This is a genomic window from Micromonospora sp. ALFpr18c (assembly GCF_008868155.1).
Lineage (GTDB): Bacteria > Actinomycetota > Actinomycetes > Mycobacteriales > Micromonosporaceae > Micromonospora.
Genome location: NZ_WBKR01000123.1, coordinates 1 through 19,443, shown reverse-complemented (window position 1 = coordinate 19,443; position 19,443 = coordinate 1). Strand labels below are relative to the sequence as shown.

Below are 19,443 nucleotides of genomic sequence, written 5' to 3'. Positions count from 1 at the left end.
TTCCACCACCTTGGTGATGCGGCGGGTCACCAACTCCACCTGGGTCTTTGCCGCTCCTACGAAGGCGGTGCGGTCGGCCACCAGGAGGTCGATGTCGGCTCGGGACAGGCCGAGACGGCCATCTGCCGCCAGGCGGTCGAACAGGTCGTTCTCCGGGGCGCCCTTCTCGCGCATGGCCAACGCCACGGCGACCGCGTGCTCCTTGATCACCTCGTGGGCGACCTCCCGGCCGACGCCGCGCCGGACCGCCGCCACCAGGATCTTCGTGGTGGCCAGGAACGGCAGGAAGCGCTCCAGCTCCCGGTTGATCACCGCCGGGTACGCGCCGAACTCGTCGAGCACGGTGAGGAACGTCTGGAACAGCCCGTCGGCGGCGAAGAACGCGTCCGGCAGGGCCACCCGCCGGACCACCGAGCAGGACACGTCCCCCTCGTTCCACTGGTCACCGGCCAGCTCGCCGACCATCGACAGGTAACCCCGGATGATCACGGCGAAGCCGTTCACGCGCTCCGACGAGCGGGTGTTCATCTTGTGCGGCATGGCGCTGGAGCCGACCTGGCCCGGCTTGAAGCCCTCGGTCACCAACTCCTGGCCGACCATCAGCCGGATCGTGGTGGCCAGCGACGACGGCGCGGCGGCGACCTGCGCCAACGCGGCCAGCACGTCGAAGTCCAACGAGCGCGGGTAGACCTGCCCGACGCTGTCCAGCACCCGCGAGAAGCCCAGGTGCTCGGCGACCCGGCGCTCCAGCTCGGCCACCTTGTCGGCGTCGCCGTCGAAGAGGTCAAGCTGGTCGGCGGACGTGCCGACCGGCCCCTTGATGCCCCGCAGCGGGTAGCGGCCGATCAGATCCTCCAGCCGCTCGTACGCGATCAGCAGCTCCTCCGCCGCCGACGCGAAGCGCTTGCCGAGCGTGGTGGCCTGCGCCGCCACATTGTGCGAACGACCGGTCATGACCAGCTCGGAGTGCTCGTGGGCCAGCCAGGCCAACCGCGCGAGGGTGGCCACCACCCGGTCCCGGATCAGCTCCAGCGAGGCGCGCACCTGGAGCTGCTCGACGTTCTCGGTGAGGTCGCGCGAGGTCATTCCCTTGTGCACGTGCTCGAACCCGGCGAGCGCGCTGAACTCCTCGATGCGGGCCTTCACGTCGTGCCGGGTGACCCGCTCCCGCTCCGCGATCGAGGCGAGGTCGACCTGGTCGAGCACCCGCTCGTACGCCTCGACCACACCGTCCGGCACCGGTACGCCCAGATCCCGCTGGGCGCGGAGCACGGCGAGCCAGAGCCGCCGCTCCATCCGGACCTTCTCCTCGGGCGACCAGAGGGCGACCAACTCGGGCGAGGCGTACCGGTTGGCGAGCACGTTGGGGATCGTCGTCACGTACCTCATTGTCCCGCACCCGCTGACCAGCACCCGGACCGGGCCGGGGCCGGCCACCCGGACCGGGCCGGTCAGGGGCGGTTGAGCTCGTAGATGGTGACCGGGCCGGCGACCAGCCGGACCTGGGCCAGCCGGGCCAACTCCGCCGACACGGCACCGGCCCGGGTGTCGGCGAACAGCCACCGGACCCCGTGCGCCGTCCGGAGCCGGTCCAGGTCGGCCGGGGTCGGGGCGCTGAACACCCCGTCGTTGAGCGCGAGCAGCGCCTGGTCGGGGAAGTTCTGCCGGGCGTACCCGAGGTTCTGCACGCCGTGCGCGGCCACGACCGCGTCGGTGTAGCCCCAGCTCTCCACCACGGTGCGGTGCCCGCCCAGGCCGGTCACCCAGAACGCACGGGCGTCGCAGTGCGGGGTGGTCCGCACCGGCCGGCAGTGCACGTTGGTGGCGACCACGTCGTCGTCGGCGGCGTTGTCGTCCAGCCACAGCGCGGCGCGCATCTCGTCGGCGGTCAGCGCGTACGGCTGCGGCCCGGTGGCCGGCGGGCCCGGCTCGGTCAGCACCGAGCGGACGGTCCCGCCCACCACGACGGCGGCGCTGGCACCGAGCATCGCGGCGGTGATCCCGGCCAGGGCGATCGTCGCCGCCCGCCGGGGACTGCCCGGCGAGGGGACACGACGCCGCCACAGGGCCGCCACTCCGACGGCGAGCGCGGCGGCCACCGCCACGAACAGCACGTACCGGGCCGCCGAGAGACCCAGCACCCGGAGCCACCCCTCGATCGTCGAGGTGGTGGGGGTGCCGGGACGGTTGATCCTCGGCACGGCGAGACCCACCACCGTGCCGGCCGTGGCGAGCCCCGCCAACGCGCCGGCCACGGCGGGGACCACCAGCGCCGGCCAGGGTGCCCGAGCCTCGGCGAGGGACCAGGTGGTCAGCACGACGCCGATCGGGATGACACCCATCCAGAAGTAGATCTGACTGATCGACGGGTGCTGGAACACCCAGGTGGTGGCAGCCCCGGCCAGGACCGTGCCGGCGAGCAGCCAGACGGCCGGGTCGGCCCGGTGCCCCCGGTCGACGAGCAGGCTCATGCCCACCCACCGTGGCGCCTGACCCAACACCCACCAGGCGACCACGGAGAACGCCAGCAGCCACCCGAGGGCGCCACCGTCGTTGATGCCGGGCGGCAGCGGCGCACTCGGCCAGATGCCGTCACCCGGGCCGAGAGTTTCGGCGTACGGGGCGATGAAGTGCAGCAACGCCAACCCCTGCACGCGCAGCGTGGAGGCCCCGCCACCGGCGAACAGCCGGAAGCCGAGCGCCATCGCCGCCACGAGGCAGGCCAGCGCGGCCAGCGCGGGTCGTGGGATCTGCCGCTTCCGCCACCAGAAGACCACCGCGGTGAGACCCAGGCCGGCGACCAGTGGCGGCAGGGCGCTGGATTTCGCCCCCGCACACACCAGCCCGAGCGCCGGGACCAGCGGCCACGCCGGGCCGAGGGAACGCCCCCGGGCCACGTCGACACAGAGGCCGGCGAGCAGCAGCAACGGCACCAGCACGTACGTTTGCGACGGGCTGGCGTACGACAGCGGCATCTCGCCGGACGCGCCCACGGGTGAGCCGAGCGTGACCGCGCTCCCGGTGAGGGCGGCGAGGGCGACCACCGGGCCGGCCCAGACCGCCCGACTCAGATCACGGACGAGCCCGGCCGCGAGCAGCACCGCCGTACCGACAACCGGCACCAGCCAGAGTCGCAGCAGCACCATCTCCGGCGGGATGCCGGTGACCATGCTGCCGCTCGCGATGTGCGCGTCGGAGAGGTAGTGGTAGCGCAGGGCCTCTCCCGCGACGTGCGGCAACTCGAACGGCATCGCCCGGGTCAGCTCCTGCACCAGCCCCAGGTGGTAGAGCACGTCCGGGTAGTAGCCGCCGTACACCGGAGGCAGCGCGACCATCCGCCACTGGGTGTACGACCAGGCCAGCACCACCAGCAGCGCCGCGCCCATCCCCCAGTGCCAGGCGACCGGCAGGGGTCGGTGCTCGCCGACCCGCCAGTGCCGACGCAGCCCGGGAACGGCGGCGAAGGCGATGAGTACGGGCAGCGGCCACCACCGCAGCAGGGACTGCTGGCCGGTCGCCGCGGCCAACGCCCAGGCGGCGAGCTCCAGCAACAGGCCGGTGGCCGCGCCGAAGCCGAGGTCCTCCGGAAGGTTGCCCCGGCTGCCGCGTAGCGCGCGGTGCACCAGGGTCCCGGGGAGGATGAGCGCGAGGACCCAGTACGCGGAGAACCGGGCGAGATCCGGGGCCGGCACGCTGCCGCGCGACCAGACCAGGAGCAGCGCGGCGATCACGAGCACCCAGGGCAGCGTGGTGAGGACCGGTAGGAGGGCGTTTCGCCGTGTCGCCGGGGCCGGGGTGTCGATCCGATCGGCCAGCAGGGTGTCAGCCACGGACGCCGACCGCCGGTCCGACGGTCGGCGTACGTGAGCCGTCGTCGCCCCGGCTCCGCGGGACCGTCCCGGTGCCCGGCAGCTCGTCGTGAGAGTCGAACCCGATGTGGAAGGCCGGCCGGTTCTGCACGGTGGCGTAGATCCGGCCGACGTACTCGCCGAGCAGGCCGAGGCAGACCAGCTGCACCCCGCTGAGCAGCAGCACCGCGACGAACATCGAGGTCCAGCCGGGGATGGTGGCGCCGGAGACGTGAACGACCATGCCGAACACGATCAGCGCGAGGCAGAGCAGGAAGCTCGACATCCCCAGCCAGGTGGCCAGACGCAGTGGCGCGGCGGAGAAGTTCGCCGTGCTCTCCCAGGCCAGGGCCACCATTCGGCGCAGCGGGTACTTCGTCTCCCCGGCGGCGCGGGCCGCACGGTCGTAGCGCACCTCGGCGCTCGGGAAGCCGAGCGACGGCACCAGCAGCCGGTAGACCGGGGCACGTTCCGGCAGCTGGCGCAGGACCTCGATCACGTCCCGGCTGAGCAACCGGAAGTCGCCGGCCTGCGCGGGCAGGTCGACGCCGACGAGCCGACGCATCGCCCAGTAGTAGCCACGGGCGGTGTTGCGCTTGAAGACCGTGTCGGTGCTGCGGTCGGCGCGAACGCCGTAGACGACATCCACCCCGTCCTCGCGGGCCACGCGGAGCATCTCGGCGATGGTCTCCGGCGGATCCTGGAGATCGGCGTCCAGGCTGACCACCCACCGGCCGACGGCCCGGTGCAGCCCGGCGGTCAGCGCCGCCTGGTGGCCGCTGTTACGCCGCAGCCGCAGCACCCGCAGCTGCGGCCAGTCCCGGCCGTGGTCGAAGAGCACCGACACGGTGTCGTCCCGGCTGCCGTCGTCGACGGCGACCACCTCGTAGTCGACGCCGAGCGCGTCGAGCACCGGCCGCAGCCTGGCGACCAGGGCCGGGATGACCGCGGTCTCGTTGAACATCGGGATGACCACCGAGAGGGTGGTTGTCCGTGGAACGACGGACTCCATGGTGTTACGGCCCCGTTCCGCACGCAGGAGTGATCGGTTCAGCAGCGATCACCATCGCGTGGTAAACCCTCCACCAGCGGGCCGACTCCTGAACGGTCCGTTAACGCCGGTTGGCTGGTGCCCCGGGAAGGGACGATCGAGGCGCTCAGCGCTCCAGGATCGCCGTGACGCCCTGACCGCCGGCGGCGCAGATCGAGATCAGTCCGCGCCCGCTGCCTCGCTCGGCCAGCAGCTTGGCGAGCGTGGCGACGATCCGCCCGCCGGTGGCGGCGAACGGGTGCCCGGCGGCCAGCGACGAGCCGTTCACGTTGAGCCGGTCGGTGTCGATCCCGCCCAGCGGCGCGTCCAACCCGAGGCGGTCCTTGCAGAACTCCGGCGACTCCCAGGCGGCGAGGGTGGCCAGCACCTGCGACGCGAACGCCTCGTGGATCTCGTAGTAGTCGAAGTCCTGCAACGTCAGCCCGGCGCGGGCCAGCATCCGGGGCACCGCGTACGCGGGTGCCATCAGCAGCCCCTCGTCGCCGTGCACGAAGTCCACCGCCGCGGTCTCCGACCAGCTGAACCAGGCCAGGACGGGCAGGTTGTGCGCCGCCGCCCACTCCTCGCTGGCCAGCAGGACGGTGGACGCGCCGTCGGTGAGCGGCGACGAGTTGCCGGCGGTCATGGTGGCCTGCTCGGCGTCCGGGCCGCGGGTGCCGAAGACCGGCTTCAGCGCGCCGAGCTTCTCCAGGGTGGTGTCCGGGCGGAGGTTCGCATCGCGGGTGAGCCCCAGGTACGGCGTCATCAGGTCGTCGAAGAAGCCCCGGTCGTACGCGGCGGCCAGCCGCTGGTGCGAGCGCAGCGCCAACTCGTCCTGGGAGCGCCGGTCGATCTGCCACTGCACCGCGGTGCGGGCCGCGTGGTCCCCCATGGACAGGCCGGTACGCGGTTCGGCGTTGCGCGGGATCTCCGGCTTGAAGGGCTGGAGCGGGCGCAGCTTCGCCGCGATCTTCAGCCGCGCGCCGAGCGTCCGGGCCGAGTTGAGCTTGAGCAGCGTGCGCCGCATCTCCTCGTTGACCGCGAGGGGCGCGTCGGAGGTGGTGTCGACCCCGCCGGCGATGCCCACGTCGAGCTGCCCGAGGGCGATCTTGTTGGCGACGAGGATCGCCGCCTCCAGGCCGGTGCCGCAGGCCTGCTGGATGTCGTACGCCGGAGTGTGCGGGTCGAGTCGGGATCCGAGGACGACCTCGCGGGTGAGGTTGAAGTCGCGGGAGTGCTTGAGCACCGCCCCGGTCACCACCTCGCCGACCCGCTGCCCGGCCAGCCCGTACCGGGCGATCAGACCGTCCAGTGCCGCGCCGAGCAGGTCCGCGTTGGACGCGTCCGCGTAGCGGGAGTTGGAACGGGCGAAGGGGATGCGGTTGCCCCCGATGACCGCGACCCGCCGGGTGCTCTGCACGATCCGCCTCCTCGACATGTGTTGCTCGAACCCTACTCGCCAGTAGGCTACGCCCATGACCGACAGGTACGCGAGCTTCGTCCAATCGGCCGCCGGCCGAGCGCTGGTCAAGCGCCTCGGGCTGCCCGACCCGCCCCGGCTGCGCCGGTACCACCCCGGCGATCCGCTGCTGCCCGGGCCGGCCCTGCTCGGCGCGGCCACCGGCGGCCGGCTCGCCGACCCGGTTGCCAAGATCCTGACCGCCGCCGGGGTCGAGCTGCGCGACACCGGCACGACCGGACCGCAGGATCGCTTCGGAGCCCTGGTGTACGACGCCAGCGGCATCACCGACTCCACCCAGCTGCGTCAGCTCTACGACTTCTTCCACCCGCAGGCCCGGTCCGTGCTGCCCAGCGGCCGGGTGATCGTGCTCGGCACCCCGCCGCGGGAGTGCGCGACGCCCCGCGAGGCGACCGCCCAACGCGCCCTGGAGGGGCTGGTGCGCAGCATCGGCAAGGAGTTCGGCCGGGGCAGCACCGCGCAGCTCGTCTACGTGACGCGCGCCGAGGGCGGCACCGGGACGAGCCTCGAGTCGACGCTCCGGTTCCTGCTGTCCGGCCGGTCCGCGTACGTCTCGGGCCAGGTCATCCGGGTCGGTGCCGGCGCGGCGAGCGCCCCGGCCGACTGGGACCGCCCGCTGGACGGGCAGGTCGTGCTGGTCACCGGCGCCGCGCGGGGCATCGGCGCGGCGCTGGCGACGGTGCTCGCCCGCGACGGCGCGAAGGTCGTCGCGCTCGACATCCCGGCGGCCGGGGACGCGCTCGCCGCCGTGGCGAACGGCATCGGCGGTACGGCCCTCCAGCTCGACCTGACCGCCCCGGACGCGCCGACCCGACTCGCCGACCACCTGGCGGGCCGGCACGGCCGCGTCGACGTGGTGGTGCACAACGCCGGCATCACCCGGGACAAGACGCTCGGCCGGATGGACGCCGACCGGTGGGACCAGGTCGTCGACGTCAACCTGTCCAGCCAGGAGCGGATCAACGACGTGCTGCTGGAGCGGGAGCTGATCCCAGCCGGCGGCCGGATCATCGGGGTCTCGTCGATCGCCGGGATCGCCGGCAACCGGGGGCAGACCAACTACGCCACCAGCAAGGCCGGCGTGATCGGGCTGGTCGACGCGCTCGCCCCGGCTCTGCGCGACCGGGACATCAGCGTCAACGCGGTGGCCCCCGGCTTCATCGAGACCCGGCTCACCGCGCGCATCCCGCTGGTGGTCCGGGAGGCGGGCCGACGGATGAACAGCCTGGCCCAGGGCGGGCTGCCGGTGGACGTGGCCGAGACGATCGGCTGGCTGGCCTGGCCAGCCAGCGGCGCGGTCAGCGGCAACGTGGTCCGGGTCTGCGGCCAGAGCCTGCTGGGGGCGTGATGGGCGGCGCGGACGACGAACTCTCCCTGCACGAGCTGATCGACGGCCCGACGGAGACCCTGTCGGCGCAGACCCAGGCCGCGGCTCGCCGGCCGGAGTCGGGCGGCCGCACGCTCGTGGAGCTGCCCCGGCTGCCGGCGGCCGGCGCGTTGTACCGCAGGGCCGTGCTCGGTGCGGTGCCGGGCCTCGGCGGCGGGCGGCGTGGACCCGACCTGCCGGCGGTCGAGCTGGGCGTCGGCGGGATCACCGTCGACCGGGCGCACCTGGCCGACTACGACCGGGTCTGCGGATTCCGGCTCACCGACCGGCTGCCGGGCACGTTCCCGCACGTCCTGGGCTTTCCGCTGGCCCTGCGGCTGATGACCGCGCCGGAGTTTCCCCTCCCGCTGATCGGCCTGGTGCATGTCGAGAACCGGATCACCGTGCGCCGCCCGATCACCGCCGACGAGACCCTCGACTTCACGACGTACGCGGAGAACCTGCGCCCGCACGACCGGGGGCGGCAGGTGGACGTGGTGCTGGTCGGCTCGGTCGACGGGGAGGAGGTCTGGCGCGGCGTCTCGACGTACCTGGGTCGGGAGCGCAGGCCCGCCGGGCGGGACCGAGGCGAGCGTCCCGCGGCTCCGGTGGCCACCGCGCGCTGGCGGGTGGAATCCCGCGTCGGTACGGAGTACGCCCGGGTCTCCGGTGACCACAACCCGATCCACACCAGCCTGCTCGGGGCACGGCTGTTCGGCTTCCGCCGGCCGATCGCGCACGGCATGTGGAGCAAGGCGCGCTGCCTGGCCGCGCTGGAGGCCCGGCTGCCCGACGCCTACACCGTCGAGGTCGCCTTCAAGGTGCCCGTACCGCTGCCGAGCACCGTCAACTTCGTCCTCTTGCCGGACGGCGGTTTCGCCCTGCACGACTCCCGCGGACGGCCGCACCTGGCGGGTCTCGTGCGCTGAGCCCTCTTGGCAGGGTTGCATCCGTGCGCTAGGTTGTTCTCACAACGAGATGTTCTCAGAATGAGAGTGACACGGTGAACGAGCAGGATTTCCTGGCGACGTACGACCCGCGGGACTACCCGTCGGTCGCCGTGACCGTCGACGTGGTGGCACTGACCATCCGCGACGGCGCACTGCACCTCCTGCTGATCCGGCGCGGACAGGCGCCGTTCGAGGGGCACTGGGCGCTGCCCGGCGGCTTCGTCCGACCCGACGAAGACCTGACCGCGGGTGCCCGACGGGAGCTGGCCGAGGAGACCGGGCTCGGCGGTGAAGGGCTGAGCCGCGTACACCTGGAGCAGTTGGGCAGTTACGGCACGCCCGACCGCGACCCGCGGATGCGAGTCGTCTCGATCGCTCACCTCGCGTTCGCCCCCGACCTGCCGGACCCGGCCGCCGGCACCGACGCCGACGAGGCGATCTGGCTGCCGGTGACCGCGTTGACCAGCCGGCAGCTGGCCTTCGACCACGGCCGGATCATCGACGACGCGCTGGAGCGGGCCCGGTCCAAGCTGGAGTACACGCCGCTCGCCACGCGTTTCCTCGCCGCCGAGTTCACCATCAGTGAGCTGCGCGCCGTCTACGAGACGGTCTGGGGTCACCCGCTGCACGCCGGCAACTTCCACCGCAAGGTGCTCTCCGTGCCGGGCTTCGTGGACAGCACGGGCGCCAGCACCGAACGCGGCGGCGCCCGGGGCGGCCCCCGCGCCCGGCTCTACCGGGCCGGTGACGCCCGGCTGCTGCACCCGGCGCTGCTGCGTCCCGCCCGCGAGGAGACGGTGCGATGAGGACGGCGGCGGCCATCGGCCTGGTCGCGGCCGCCCGCACCGATGCCGACCTGTTCGGCGCCGACCAGCCGGCCCGGCGGTACCGCGAGCTGGTCGCGGCCCTGCACCCCGACCGCCTGCCGGCCGACCCGGCGGTACGCGCCGAAGCCCTCGACGCGTTCATCCACGTCACCAGCCGGTGGCAGGCCCGGCAGGTCACCGTCCTCGGTGACTACCGACTCGGCGCGCCGGTCCACTCGGGCGACCTGGCCGACCTCTACGACGTCGGCGACGACCGGCTGCTCAAGCTTCCCCGACGACCCACCGACAACGACCTGATGGCCCGCGAGGCGCACGCCCTGTGCACCATCGCCGAGCGGGGCGACCCGCGCTACCTGCCGTACGTGCCCCGGCTCGTCGACGAGTTCCTGCACCGCGACGCCGCGACCGGCGCGCAACGGCGGATCAACGTGCTCGCCACCGCGCCCGGCCTGCACGACCTCGACGAGGTCCGGCGCGCGTACCCCGACGGGCTGGACGCCCGGGACGTGGCCTGGATGTGGCGGCGGCTGCTGGTGGTGCTCGGCCTGGCCCACCGGGCGGGCGTGGTGCACGGCGCGGTCCTGCCGCGACACGTCCTCATCGAGCCGGACGCCCACGGCGTGGTGCTCGTCGACTGGTGCTTCTCCGCCCCGGTCGGCAGCACGATTCCCGCCCTGGTGCCCGGCCACGACGGGTGGTATCCGGAGGAGGTCCCCCGCAAGCGGCCCTGCGGGCCGGGCACCGACATCGCGATGGTCAGCCGCTGCATGAGCTGGCTGATGGGGGCGCGTGCGCCCCGCGAGCTGCACGCCTTCGCGCAGGGCTGCCGGCAGCGGTCGCTGGACTCCCGACCGGACGACGCGTGGCGTCTGCTGCGCGAACTCGACCAGGTGCTGGACCGGCTCTACGGGCCACGCACCTTCCGACCCTTCACCCTCAACCCGTAAGGAGCTGTCATGGGCAGTGGAATCTGGTCCACCGACGTGTACGACGCCGCCGACCGCTACCGGCGCTCCACCGGCCGCAGCGCGTTCTCCTACAGCGACAGCGGGGCACGCACCGTGCACGCCGCACTCGACCCCCGCGACGCCACCCGTGAGAGCCGCGACTCCGACGAGCACCCCCGGTCGACGCCCATCGCGGTGCTCTTCGACGTGACCGGCTCGATGCGTACGGTCCCGCGCGTCCTGCAGACCAAGCTGCCGCAGCTGCTCGGGCTGCTGCAACGGCAGGGCTACGCCAGCGACCCGCAGATCATGTTCGGCGCGATCGGCGACGCCACCTGCGACCGGGTGCCGTTGCAGGTGGGCCAGTTCGAGTCGGACAACCGGATGGACGACGACCTCGGCCGGATCGTCCTCGAAGGCGGTGGCGGCGGGCAGATGAGCGAGTCGTACGAGCTGGCCATGTACTTCATGGCCCGACACACCGTCACCGACAGTTGGGAGAAGCGCGGCCGGCGCGGCTACCTGTTCATCATCGGCGACGAACTGGCGTACCCGAAGGCGAAGGCCCGGGAGGTGGCCGGCCTGATCGGTGACGACCTGGCCGAGGACGTGCCACTGCGGCAGGTCGTCGACGAGGTGACCCGCCGCTGGGACACCTACTATCTGCTCCCCGCCGGCAGTCACTACGCCGGCAACGCCAAGGTCCTCGACTTCTGGCGGGACCTGCTCGGGCAGAACGCCGTCGTGCTCGACGACCTCGACGCGGTCTGCGAGACCATCGCGCTCACCATCGGCCTCGGCGAACAGGCCATCGACCTGGACGAGGGCCTTCGCCACCTGCACCGCACCGGCTCGGCCGCCGCCGGCACCGTGTCCAAGGCGCTGGCCCGCCTCGGCCGGGGGCGGCGGGCCGAGGTGTCCACGCTGCCGGCGTTCCGCGACACCAGCGGTGCGGTGACCCGGCTGTGAGGCACGTGGCGGTGGTCGACCTCGGCTACGGCGACGCGGGCAAGGGCACGGTGGTGGACTGGCTCTGCGCCACCCGACCCGTGCACACCGTGGTCCGCTTCAACGGGGGCGCGCAGGCGGCGCACAACGTCGTGCTGCGCGACGGGCGGCATCACACGTTCGCGCAGTTCGGCGCTGGCACGTTCCATTCCGGTGTCCGTACGCACCTGTCGCGGCACGTGGTGGTGGACCCACTGGCACTGGCCGCCGAGGCCGACCATCTCGCCACGGTCGGGGTACCCGACGCGCTCGACCGGCTGACCGTCGACGCCGACGCGCTGCTCGCCACCCCGTACCACCGGGCAGCCAACCGGGCCCGGGAGATCGCCCGGGGAGCCGACCGGCACGGCTCCTGCGGGCTGGGGGTGGGCGAGGCCGTCGCGTACGGGCTCGCCCACCCCGACGAGGCACCCCGGGTCGCCGACTGCCATCGTCCGGCGGTGCTGCGTCGCAGGTTGACCGCCCTGCGGGACCGGCTGACCGCCGAACTGGGCCCGCTGGACGCCCCGCCGGTCGAGGACTGCCTGCCCGCCTTCACCGGGTTCGCCGGGCGGGTCGAGATCGTCGACGGGAGCTGGCTCGCCGGGGCGCTGCGCGCCGGCACCTGCGTCTTCGAGGGCGCGCAGGGCATCCTGCTCGACGAGTGGCACGGCTTCCACCCGTACACGACGTGGAGCACCACCACGTTCGCCAACGCCGACAACCTGCTCGCCGAGGCGGGCCAGACCGGCGACGCGACCCGGCTCGGCGTGCTGCGGATCGTCACCACCCGGCACGGAGCCGGCCCGCTGGTGACCGAGGACCCGGCCCTGCCTCTGGCCGATCCGCACAACCCGACGAACCCGTGGCAGGGCCGGTTCCGGTTCGGCCACTTCGACGCGGTCGCCCACCGGTACGCCCTCGCCGCGGCCGGCGGGGTCGACGGCCTGGCGCTGACCCACCTCGACCTCGCCGGCCCCGACCTGCGGATCTGCCGGCGCTACGACACCACCGACCGGCTCACCCCGGGCCGGCCCGGCGACCTGGATCGGCAGGCGGCCCTCACCGCCCGCCTGCTGCGCTCCCGACCGGTGTACGACGACCCGCCGCCGGACTGGGCCGAGGCGGTGAGCGCGGAGCTGGACACACCGGTGGTGCTGACCTCGCACGGCCCCACCGCCGACGACAAGACCCCGCACGGCCCGCTGCTAGCCCCACCGGCCCTGGTCCACGGCTGACCCCGGGGCCGCTCTCCCCCCGTCGATCTCGCACTTTCGGTCGTTGCTCTGCGGCTTTTGTAGGGTTTGGTTCGGACAGGAAGTGCACAGATCGGCGCGGGGAGGAGTGGAGGTTATGCCACCGGGCGGGTCGCGCCCGGCCAGCATGGGGGAATGGAAGCCCTGCTCGACCTCCTCCGTGGGACGGTCACATCACCATGGGTGTACCTGGTGATCTTCGGGCTCACCGCGGTCGACGCGTTCTTCCCCGCGGTGCCGGGCGAAGCGGCGGTGATCACGGCGGCGGTGCTCTCCGGGAGCGCCGGTCATCCCAGCCTCACCCTGGTGATCATCAGTGCCGCCACCGGTGCGCTGGTCGGGGACCACATCTCGTACGCGATCGGTCGGGGTGGCGGGGCGCACCGGCTGGCCCAGCTGCCCGACGGCAGCCGCCGACAGGCCAGCTCCAACTGGGCCCGCCGCGCCGTGGACCGGCGCGGCGGAATCATCCTGACCACCAGCCGGTACGTGCCGGGCGGCCGGACCGCCGTCACCCTCACCATGGGCGCGGTGCGCTATCCCCGACGGTCGTTCCTGCTGTACGACAGCATCGCGGCGGTCACCTGGGCCCTGTACTGCGGGCTGCTCGGCTACTTCGGCGGGTTGGCCTTCGAACGTGACCCGGTGAAGGGCGTCCTGGTCGGCGTGGGGCTCTCACTGGTCGTCACGTTCGGCCTGGAGGGTTTCCGGTGGCTGCGCCGCAGGGCACACCGCCGCGCCGCCGCCCGACGTTGACCGGCGCGCACGTCACAGCAGATCGGCGTCGTACACCAGGATCGCCACCTGGACCCGGTTGGCCACCCGGAGTTTCGCCAACGCGCGGCTGACGTGTGCCTTCACGGTGGCCTCGCTCATCGTCAGACGCCGAGCGATCTCCGCGTTCCCATGCCCGCGCGCCACCTCCCGGACGATGTCCAACTCCCGCGCGGTGAGCGGAGCGAGTCGCTGACGCGCAACGTCCCGGCGGGCCGGCCCGCGCTCGGCGAAGGAGCTGATCAGCCGCCGGGTGACGGTCGGGGCGAGCATCGCGTTCCCGGCGGCACCATGGGCGCGGTGCGCTATCCGCGACGACGGTTCCTGGCCTTCGACGCGCTGGCCGCCTGCTCGTGGGGGCTCTACTCGGCGCTGGTCGGCTACCTCGGCGGGCTGGCCTTCGAGCAGGACCCGCTGCGCGGTCTGCTGCTCGGTCTGGGCCTCGCCCTGACGGTGACGGCGATCGTCGAGGTGATCCGCTGGCTGCGCAACCGCCGCCGGGTGGCGCGGGCCGAGCCGGGCACCGACAGTGTTTCCGCCGGGGCGGTCAGCCGGCCGGCGGACGCCAGGTGACGCCGTGCAGCAGTTGGCCGGCGCCGAGCCAGGCCACGTTCATCATCCGGGTGGCGGTCTTCTCCGGGTCGGCCTCCGGGTGGTCCGCGAGCCAGTCCGCCAGCGACTCGGACGCGCCGACCAGGGCGTACGCGACGACCTCCAGGTCGACGGCGGTGATCTCGCGACCCTCGGCGCGGAGGGCGTGGTCGAGCATCCCGGCCACCACCTCGACCAGACGGGTCCGCATGGTGGCCAACTCGCCGGCGAACGGCTGCTCGCCCCGGGCCTGCCGGTAGAGCACCGCCCAGCCGTCACGGTGTGCGCCGACGAAGCCGAAGAACGCCCTCAACCCGCGCCAGAGCCGTTCGTCGGCCGGCAGGTCGGGGACGGCGGCGCCGGCGATGGCCTGCATCATCCGGGTGCCCTCCCGGTGCAGGCAGGCGACGAAGAGTTCTTCCTTCGTGCCGAGGTACGCGTACACCATGGGCTTGGAGATGCCCGCGTCCTCCGCGATCTCGTCCATGCTGGCAGCGTGGAAACCCCGCCGGGAGAAGACTTTCACGGCCGCGTCGAGCATCTGCTGCTCACGGACGGCACGTGGCAGACGCTTGAAGGCGGGCGCGGTGGACACCTTGCGAGCATACCTACTCGTGCGTAGGGTTACGCGCGAGTAGCCAAATCTTCCGGAAGGCGTACCTCATGTCTGACTTCGACCCGGCCACCTTCGCCAACGTCGGCCCCAAGGAGTTCGCCCAGCTGGTCAAGTCCACCCCGGACGACAAGATCGCCCAGGTGATGTCCGGTGACCTGCGCGGCAAGGTCCTGGGCGAGGTGTTCGGACGGATGCCGTCGCTGTTCCGCGCGGACCGGGCCGGCTCCACCAACGCGGTCATCCACTGGATCATCACCGGTCGCCCGGACGGCGGCAGCGACACCTACGAGGTCGTCATCGCCGACGGCAAGTGCGAGGTGAACGAGACCCCGCAGCACGACCCGAAGCTGAGCCTGACCATGGGCCCGGTCGAGTTCCTGAAGATCGTCTCCGGTGGCGCCAACCCGGTGATGATGTTCATGACCGGCAAGCTGAAGGCGAAGGGCGACCTCGGGCTCGCCGCCAACATCGCCAACCTGTTCGACATCCCCAAGGCCTGACATGGCCGAATTCTCGCTCGACCTGAACGAGGAACAGCGGGATCTACGCGACTGGGTGCACGGCTTCGCCGCCGAGGTCGTGCGCCCGGCCGCCGCCGAGTGGGACGAGCGCGAGGACACCCCGTGGCCGGTGATCCAGGAAGCCGCCAAGGTCGGCCTCTACGGCTTCGAGTTCCTCGCCACCTGCTGGGCCGACCCCACCGGGCTCTCCCTCCCCATCGCCAGCGAGGAACTCTTCTGGGGTGACGCCGGCATCGGTCTGAGCATCTTCGGCACCTCGCTCGCGGTCGCCGCCATCTACGGCGCCGGCACCCCCGAGCAGATGGTCGAGTGGGTGCCGCAGTGCTTCGGCGACATCGACTCGCCGGCCGTCGCCGCGTTCTGCACCAGCGAACCCGAGGCCGGCTCCGACGTCGGCGCGATGCGCACCCGGGCCGTCTACGACGAGGCCACCGACGAGTGGGTGCTCACCGGGCAGAAGGCGTACGCCACCAACGGCGGCATCGCCGGAGTGCACGTGGTCACCGCCTCGATCGACCCCACGCTCGGCTCCCGGGGCCAGGCGGCGTTCGTCGTACCGCCCGGCACCCCCGGCCTGACCGCCACCCGCAAGCTGCGCAAACTCGGCCTCCGCGCATCGCACACCGCCGACGTCTTCCTCGACGGGGTACGCGTACCCGGCCGTTGCCTGCTCGGCGGCAAGGACTCCCTGGACGAGCGGTTGGCCCGCGCCCGTTCCGGTCAGCGGGCCAGCGGACAGGCCGCGATGCGCACCTTCGAGCTGTCCCGACCCACGGTGGGCGCGCAGGCGCTCGGCGTGGCCCGGGCCGCCTACGAGTACGCCCTGGACTACGCCAAGGACCGGGTCCAGTTCGGACGGCCCATCATCGAGAACCAGGCGGTCGCGTTCGCGCTGGCCGACATGCGGATGGAGATCGACGCGGCACGGCTGCTCGTCTGGCGGGCCTCCTGGATGGGCCGCAACAACCGTCCGTTCACCGCGGGCGAGGGCTCGATGTCCAAGCTCAAGGCCGGTGAGGTGGCGGTGTCGGTCACCGAGAAGGCGGTGCAGCTGCTCGGCGGGGCCGGCTTCCTGCGCGACCACCCGGTCGAGCGCTGGTACCGCGACGCCAAGATCTACACCATCTTCGAGGGCACCTCCGAGATCCAGCGACTGGTCATCTCACGGGCCATCTCCGGGATGCAGATCCGCTGACCCCCGGCCCGGCTCCTCGGCCCGGCTGGCTCCTCGGCCCGGCTGGCAGGTTGGCCGGCTGCCTCCTTGGCCCGGCTGTCGGTCGGGCCGAGGAGGCAGCCGGCGTCCTGTCTATCCGTGCCGTCTTCGTCACTCCACGCCGACGCCGGCTGGGCCTACCGGCACGCCGGGTGCATGATCAAGGAAGACGCCCCGGTTGAAGGGGGCTGTTCGCGTACCACCCCCAAGGAGGTCTGCGGCATGGACCGGCCGTTCATCGTCACCACGCTGACCCGTCGTGGCCTGCTCACCCCGGGCCGGCCGGTCCGGATCGCCTCGCAGCTCAACGCGCTGCGCAGGTGGGGGTGGAGCCTCGCCGGCGAACTCCGCCAGGCAGCCGCGAGAGACCCCGGACGACCGGCGGTCATCGACGAGGACGGCAACGAGCTGACCTACCAGGACCTCCTCGACCGGGCCGAACGCATGGCCCGGTCGATGCGGGCCGGGCTCGGCGTACAGGCCGGCGACCGGATCGGTGTGCTCTGCCGCAACCACCACGGCCTGATCGAGACGATCGTCGCGGCCACCCTGCTGGGCGTGGACGCGGTCCTCGTCAACACCGGGCTCTCCGCGGCCCAGCTCGCCACCGTCGCCGAGGAGCAGCGACTCCGCCTGCTGGTGCACGACGACGAGTTCACCGAACGGGTCCTCGGCCTCCCCGCCGAACTGCCCCGCCTCGACGAACGCGGCCGCGAGGAACTCGTCGCCGGGGCCCTACCCGGCGAGCTGCACCCACCGGAACGCGACGGCCGGATCATCGTGCTCACCTCCGGCACCACCGGGGCACCCAAGGGCGCCCGCCGGCCCACACCCAACGGATTCGGCCCACTGGTGTCCATCATCGACCGAATACCCCTGCACGCCCGGGACCGGGTGATGATCGCCGCACCGATCTTCCACACCTGGGGATTCGCCGCCCTCCAGGTCTGTTTCGCGCTACGGGCGACCATCGTGGTGCAGCGCCGCTTCGACCCGGCCGCCACGCTCGCCGCCCTCGTCGAACACCGGTGCGACGCTCTGTTCGCCGTACCGGTGATGGTGCAACGGCTGCTGGAGGTCCCCCCGCCCGACCCGCGCCCCAACCTCACGGTCGTCGCGGTCAGCGGCTCGGCACTGCCCGGTGGGCTGGCGCCCCGGTTCATGGACGTCTACGGGGACGTGCTGTACAACCTCTACGGCTCCACGGAGGTCTCCTGGGCCTCCATCGCCGGCCCGCCCGACCTGCGCCAGGCACCCACCACCGCCGGCCGCCCACCACACGGCACCCGCCTGGAGATCCTCGACGACACCGGCCAGCCGGTGCCCGAGGGACGGGTCGGTCGGATCTTCGTCGGCAACGAGATGCTGTTCGAGGGCTACACCTCCGGTGTCAGCCGGGAGACCCGCGACGGGCTGCTCGACACCGGCGACCTCGGTCGACTCAACGCCGACGGGCTGCTCTTCGTCGACGGCCGGGCCGACGACATGATCGTCTCCGGTGGCGAGAACGTCTTCCCGTCCGAGGTGGAGGACCTGCTCGCCCAACTACCGCAGGTCCGCGAGGCGGCCGTGATCGGCGTACCCGACCCCGAGTACGGCCAACGGCTCGCCGCGTTCCTCGCCCTGCACCCGGGCGAGACCCTCGACCCGGAGGCGGTCCGCGAGTACGTGCGGCACTACCTGGCCCGGTTCTCCGTCCCCCGGGACGTGGTCTACGTCAAATACCTGCCCCGCAACGCCACCGGCAAGGTGCTCGCCCGCGAACTGCGCCGCTACTACGGCTGAGACGCCGAACCCACGCTCAGCCCGGGATCGTGATCCGACCTTCGACCGCGGCGGCGGCGATGTCGGTGCGGTACTGCGACCCGGCCAACTCCACCCCGTCCACCAGCGCGTACGCGGCGTCCCGCGCGGCGGCCAGGTCGGCGCCGGTGGCCGTACCGCAGAGGACCCGGCCACCGGCGGACAGCAACGCGCCGTCGCCGGCCCGCAGCGCGGTGCCGGCGTGGATGATGCCCGGACGGTCCGCGCCAGTGATCACATCGCCGGTACGCGGCGCCGCCGGATAGCCCTGCGCGGCGAGCACCACGGTGACTGCGGCGCCGTCCCGCCACCGCAGCGGCGGGTGCTCGGCCAGCGTGCCGGTGGCCGCCGCGTGCAACAGCCCACCCAGCGGAGTCTCCAACAGCGCGAGCACCACCTGGGTCTCCGGGTCACCGAAGCGCGCGTTGAACTCGATCACCCGGGGGCCGGCGGCCGTCATCGCGAGACCGACGTAGAGCAGACCGGCGAACGGGGCACCTCGACGGCGCAACTCGGCCAGGGTCGGGTGGACGACCTCACGCATGACCTCGTCGACCAGGCCGGGCGGAGCCCACGGCAGCGGCGCGTACGCACCCATGCCGCCGGTGTTCGGGCCGGTGTCACCATCGCCGATTCGCTTGAAGTCCTGTGCGGGCAGCAGCGGCAGGGCCGCCTCGCCGTCGGTCACCACGAAGAGGCTGACCTCCGGGCCGTCGAGGAACTCCTCGACCACGACCCGGCCACACTCCGCGGCGTGCGCCAGCGCGGCGGACCGGTCGTCGGTCACCACCACGCCCTTGCCCGCCGCCAGCCCGTCGTCCTTCACCACGTACGGTGCGCCGAACTCGTCGAGCGCCCGCGCGGTGCTCTCCTCGTCCGTGCAGACGTACGCCCGGGCGGTCGGCACGTTCGCGGCGGTCATCACGTCCTTGGCGAACGCCTTGGACCCCTCCAGCCGAGCTGCCTCGGCCGACGGGCCGAACACGGCGATGCCCTTGGCGCGTACCGCGTCGGCAACCCCGGCGACGAGGGGCGCCTCCGGCCCGATCACCACCAGGTCAGCGCCGGTCTCCACAGCCAGCGCCGCCACCGCGGCAGGATCGGAGGCGTTCACGGCCCGCAGCGAGGCCACCGAGGAGATCCCCGGGTTACCCGGCGCAGCAACCAACACGGAAACAGCCGGGTCGCCGACCAACCCGAGCGCGAGCGCATGCTCCCGCCCGCCACCACCCAC

General features: G+C 72.7%; 18 protein-coding genes. 11 read left to right on the top strand and 7 right to left on the bottom strand.

Going from position 1 to position 19,443, the window contains the following annotated elements; translation table 11 throughout:
• The 4 genes from purB to F8271_RS20700 form a co-directional block, all read right to left on the bottom strand.
• Positions 1-1,380, bottom strand: a 1,380-nt coding sequence (gene purB / locus F8271_RS20715; protein ID WP_151491491.1) for an adenylosuccinate lyase, incomplete at its 3' end; no start/stop codon positions are given.
• 71 nt (positions 1,381-1,451) lie between these two features.
• Complete coding sequence (locus F8271_RS20710; protein WP_151491490.1) at positions 1,452-3,830, bottom strand: hypothetical protein; 2,379 nt, start codon at positions 3,828-3,830, stop codon at positions 1,452-1,454.
• The gene (locus F8271_RS20705) at positions 3,823-4,860 is read right to left on the bottom strand and encodes a glycosyltransferase family 2 protein (RefSeq protein ID WP_151491489.1); all 1,038 of its coding nucleotides are present in this window, start codon (positions 4,858-4,860) and stop codon (positions 3,823-3,825) included. The genes F8271_RS20710 and F8271_RS20705 overlap by 8 nt, the downstream gene beginning before the upstream one ends.
• Positions 4,861-5,005: 145 nt before the next feature.
• Positions 5,006-6,298, bottom strand: coding sequence for an acetyl-CoA C-acetyltransferase (locus F8271_RS20700; protein ID WP_151491488.1), 1,293 nt, complete (start codon positions 6,296-6,298; stop codon positions 5,006-5,008).
• A 55-nt stretch (positions 6,299-6,353) separates the two neighbouring features.
• Between F8271_RS20700 and F8271_RS20695 the strand changes: the two genes are divergently transcribed.
• The 7 genes from F8271_RS20695 (at position 6,354) to F8271_RS20665 (ending at position 13,447) form a co-directional block, all read left to right on the top strand.
• Positions 6,354-7,706, top strand: coding sequence for a 3-oxoacyl-ACP reductase (locus F8271_RS20695; RefSeq protein WP_151491487.1), 1,353 nt, complete (start codon positions 6,354-6,356; stop codon positions 7,704-7,706).
• The gene (locus F8271_RS20690) at positions 7,706-8,653 is read left to right on the top strand and encodes a MaoC/PaaZ C-terminal domain-containing protein (protein WP_151491486.1); all 948 of its coding nucleotides are present in this window, start codon (positions 7,706-7,708) and stop codon (positions 8,651-8,653) included. The genes F8271_RS20695 and F8271_RS20690 overlap by 1 nt, the downstream gene beginning before the upstream one ends.
• A gap of 74 nt (positions 8,654-8,727) precedes the next feature.
• The gene (locus F8271_RS20685; protein WP_151491485.1) at positions 8,728-9,480 is read left to right on the top strand and encodes an NUDIX domain-containing protein; all 753 of its coding nucleotides are present in this window, start codon (positions 8,728-8,730) and stop codon (positions 9,478-9,480) included.
• Complete coding sequence (locus tag F8271_RS20680; protein WP_151491484.1) at positions 9,477-10,448, top strand: serine/threonine protein kinase; 972 nt, start codon at positions 9,477-9,479, stop codon at positions 10,446-10,448. Before F8271_RS20685 ends, F8271_RS20680 begins: the two co-directional genes overlap by 4 nt.
• 9 nt (positions 10,449-10,457) lie before the next feature.
• Positions 10,458-11,417 (top strand): hypothetical protein, encoded by a 960-nt coding sequence (locus F8271_RS20675; protein WP_151491483.1) that lies wholly within the window; start codon positions 10,458-10,460, stop codon positions 11,415-11,417.
• Complete coding sequence (locus F8271_RS20670; RefSeq protein ID WP_151491482.1) at positions 11,414-12,673, top strand: adenylosuccinate synthetase; 1,260 nt, start codon at positions 11,414-11,416, stop codon at positions 12,671-12,673. Before F8271_RS20675 ends, F8271_RS20670 begins: the two co-directional genes overlap by 4 nt.
• Positions 12,674-12,826: 153 nt before the next feature.
• A complete protein-coding gene (locus F8271_RS20665; RefSeq protein WP_151491481.1) occupies positions 12,827-13,447 on the top strand; it encodes a DedA family protein in 621 nt (206 codons plus the stop codon).
• 12 nt (positions 13,448-13,459) lie between these two features.
• Here F8271_RS20665 and F8271_RS20660 read toward each other — a convergent pair whose 3' ends face one another.
• Entirely contained in the window at positions 13,460-13,738 is a 279-nt protein-coding gene (locus F8271_RS20660) for a response regulator transcription factor (RefSeq protein ID WP_225854656.1), read from the bottom strand.
• Between the two features lie 27 nt (positions 13,739-13,765).
• Between F8271_RS20660 and F8271_RS20655 the strand changes: the two genes are divergently transcribed.
• Positions 13,766-14,038 (top strand): hypothetical protein, encoded by a 273-nt coding sequence (locus tag F8271_RS20655; protein WP_192580378.1) that lies wholly within the window; start codon positions 13,766-13,768, stop codon positions 14,036-14,038.
• Here F8271_RS20655 and F8271_RS20650 read toward each other — a convergent pair.
• Complete coding sequence (locus tag F8271_RS20650; protein WP_151491480.1) at positions 14,013-14,651, bottom strand: TetR/AcrR family transcriptional regulator; 639 nt, start codon at positions 14,649-14,651, stop codon at positions 14,013-14,015. The genes F8271_RS20655 and F8271_RS20650 overlap by 26 nt on opposite strands.
• 68 nt (positions 14,652-14,719) lie before the next feature.
• Here F8271_RS20650 and F8271_RS20645 point away from each other — a divergent pair, with 68 nt between their 5' ends.
• From F8271_RS20645 to F8271_RS20635, 3 genes are all read left to right on the top strand, one after another.
• The gene (locus F8271_RS20645; RefSeq protein WP_151491479.1) at positions 14,720-15,172 is read left to right on the top strand and encodes an SCP2 sterol-binding domain-containing protein; all 453 of its coding nucleotides are present in this window, start codon (positions 14,720-14,722) and stop codon (positions 15,170-15,172) included.
• Position 15,173: 1 nt separating this feature from the next.
• On the top strand, positions 15,174-16,388 hold the full coding sequence (locus F8271_RS20640) for an acyl-CoA dehydrogenase family protein (protein WP_151491478.1): 1,215 nt from the start codon (positions 15,174-15,176) through the stop codon (positions 16,386-16,388).
• Between the two features lie 240 nt (positions 16,389-16,628).
• On the top strand, positions 16,629-18,191 hold the full coding sequence (locus tag F8271_RS20635; protein ID WP_151491492.1) for an AMP-binding protein: 1,563 nt from the start codon (positions 16,629-16,631) through the stop codon (positions 18,189-18,191).
• A 16-nt stretch (positions 18,192-18,207) separates the two neighbouring features.
• Here F8271_RS20635 and purD read toward each other — a convergent pair.
• Positions 18,208-19,443, bottom strand: a 1,236-nt coding sequence (purD, locus tag F8271_RS20630) for a phosphoribosylamine--glycine ligase (RefSeq protein ID WP_225854655.1), incomplete at its 5' end; no start/stop codon positions are given.

What these genes read in the sequence shown, in the direction of transcription:
- F8271_RS20675 (WP_151491483.1), top strand. Translation starts at nt 10,458, where the DNA reads ATGGGCAGTGGAATCTGGTCCACCGACGTGTACGACGCCGCCGACCGC.
- F8271_RS20640 (WP_151491478.1), top strand. Translation starts at nt 15,174, where the DNA reads ATGGCCGAATTCTCGCTCGACCTGAACGAGGAACAGCGGGATCTACGC.
- F8271_RS20680 (WP_151491484.1), top strand. Translation starts at nt 9,477, where the DNA reads ATGAGGACGGCGGCGGCCATCGGCCTGGTCGCGGCCGCCCGCACCGAT.
- F8271_RS20660 (WP_225854656.1), bottom strand. Translation starts at nt 13,738, where the DNA reads ATGCTCGCCCCGACCGTCACCCGGCGGCTGATCAGCTCCTTCGCCGAG.
- F8271_RS20635 (WP_151491492.1), top strand. Translation starts at nt 16,629, where the DNA reads ATGGACCGGCCGTTCATCGTCACCACGCTGACCCGTCGTGGCCTGCTC.
- F8271_RS20645 (WP_151491479.1), top strand. Translation starts at nt 14,720, where the DNA reads ATGTCTGACTTCGACCCGGCCACCTTCGCCAACGTCGGCCCCAAGGAG.
- F8271_RS20705 (WP_151491489.1), bottom strand. Translation starts at nt 4,860, where the DNA reads ATGGAGTCCGTCGTTCCACGGACAACCACCCTCTCGGTGGTCATCCCG.
- F8271_RS20695 (WP_151491487.1), top strand. Translation starts at nt 6,354, where the DNA reads ATGACCGACAGGTACGCGAGCTTCGTCCAATCGGCCGCCGGCCGAGCG.
- F8271_RS20690 (WP_151491486.1), top strand. Translation starts at nt 7,706, where the DNA reads ATGGGCGGCGCGGACGACGAACTCTCCCTGCACGAGCTGATCGACGGC.
- F8271_RS20665 (WP_151491481.1), top strand. Translation starts at nt 12,827, where the DNA reads ATGGAAGCCCTGCTCGACCTCCTCCGTGGGACGGTCACATCACCATGG.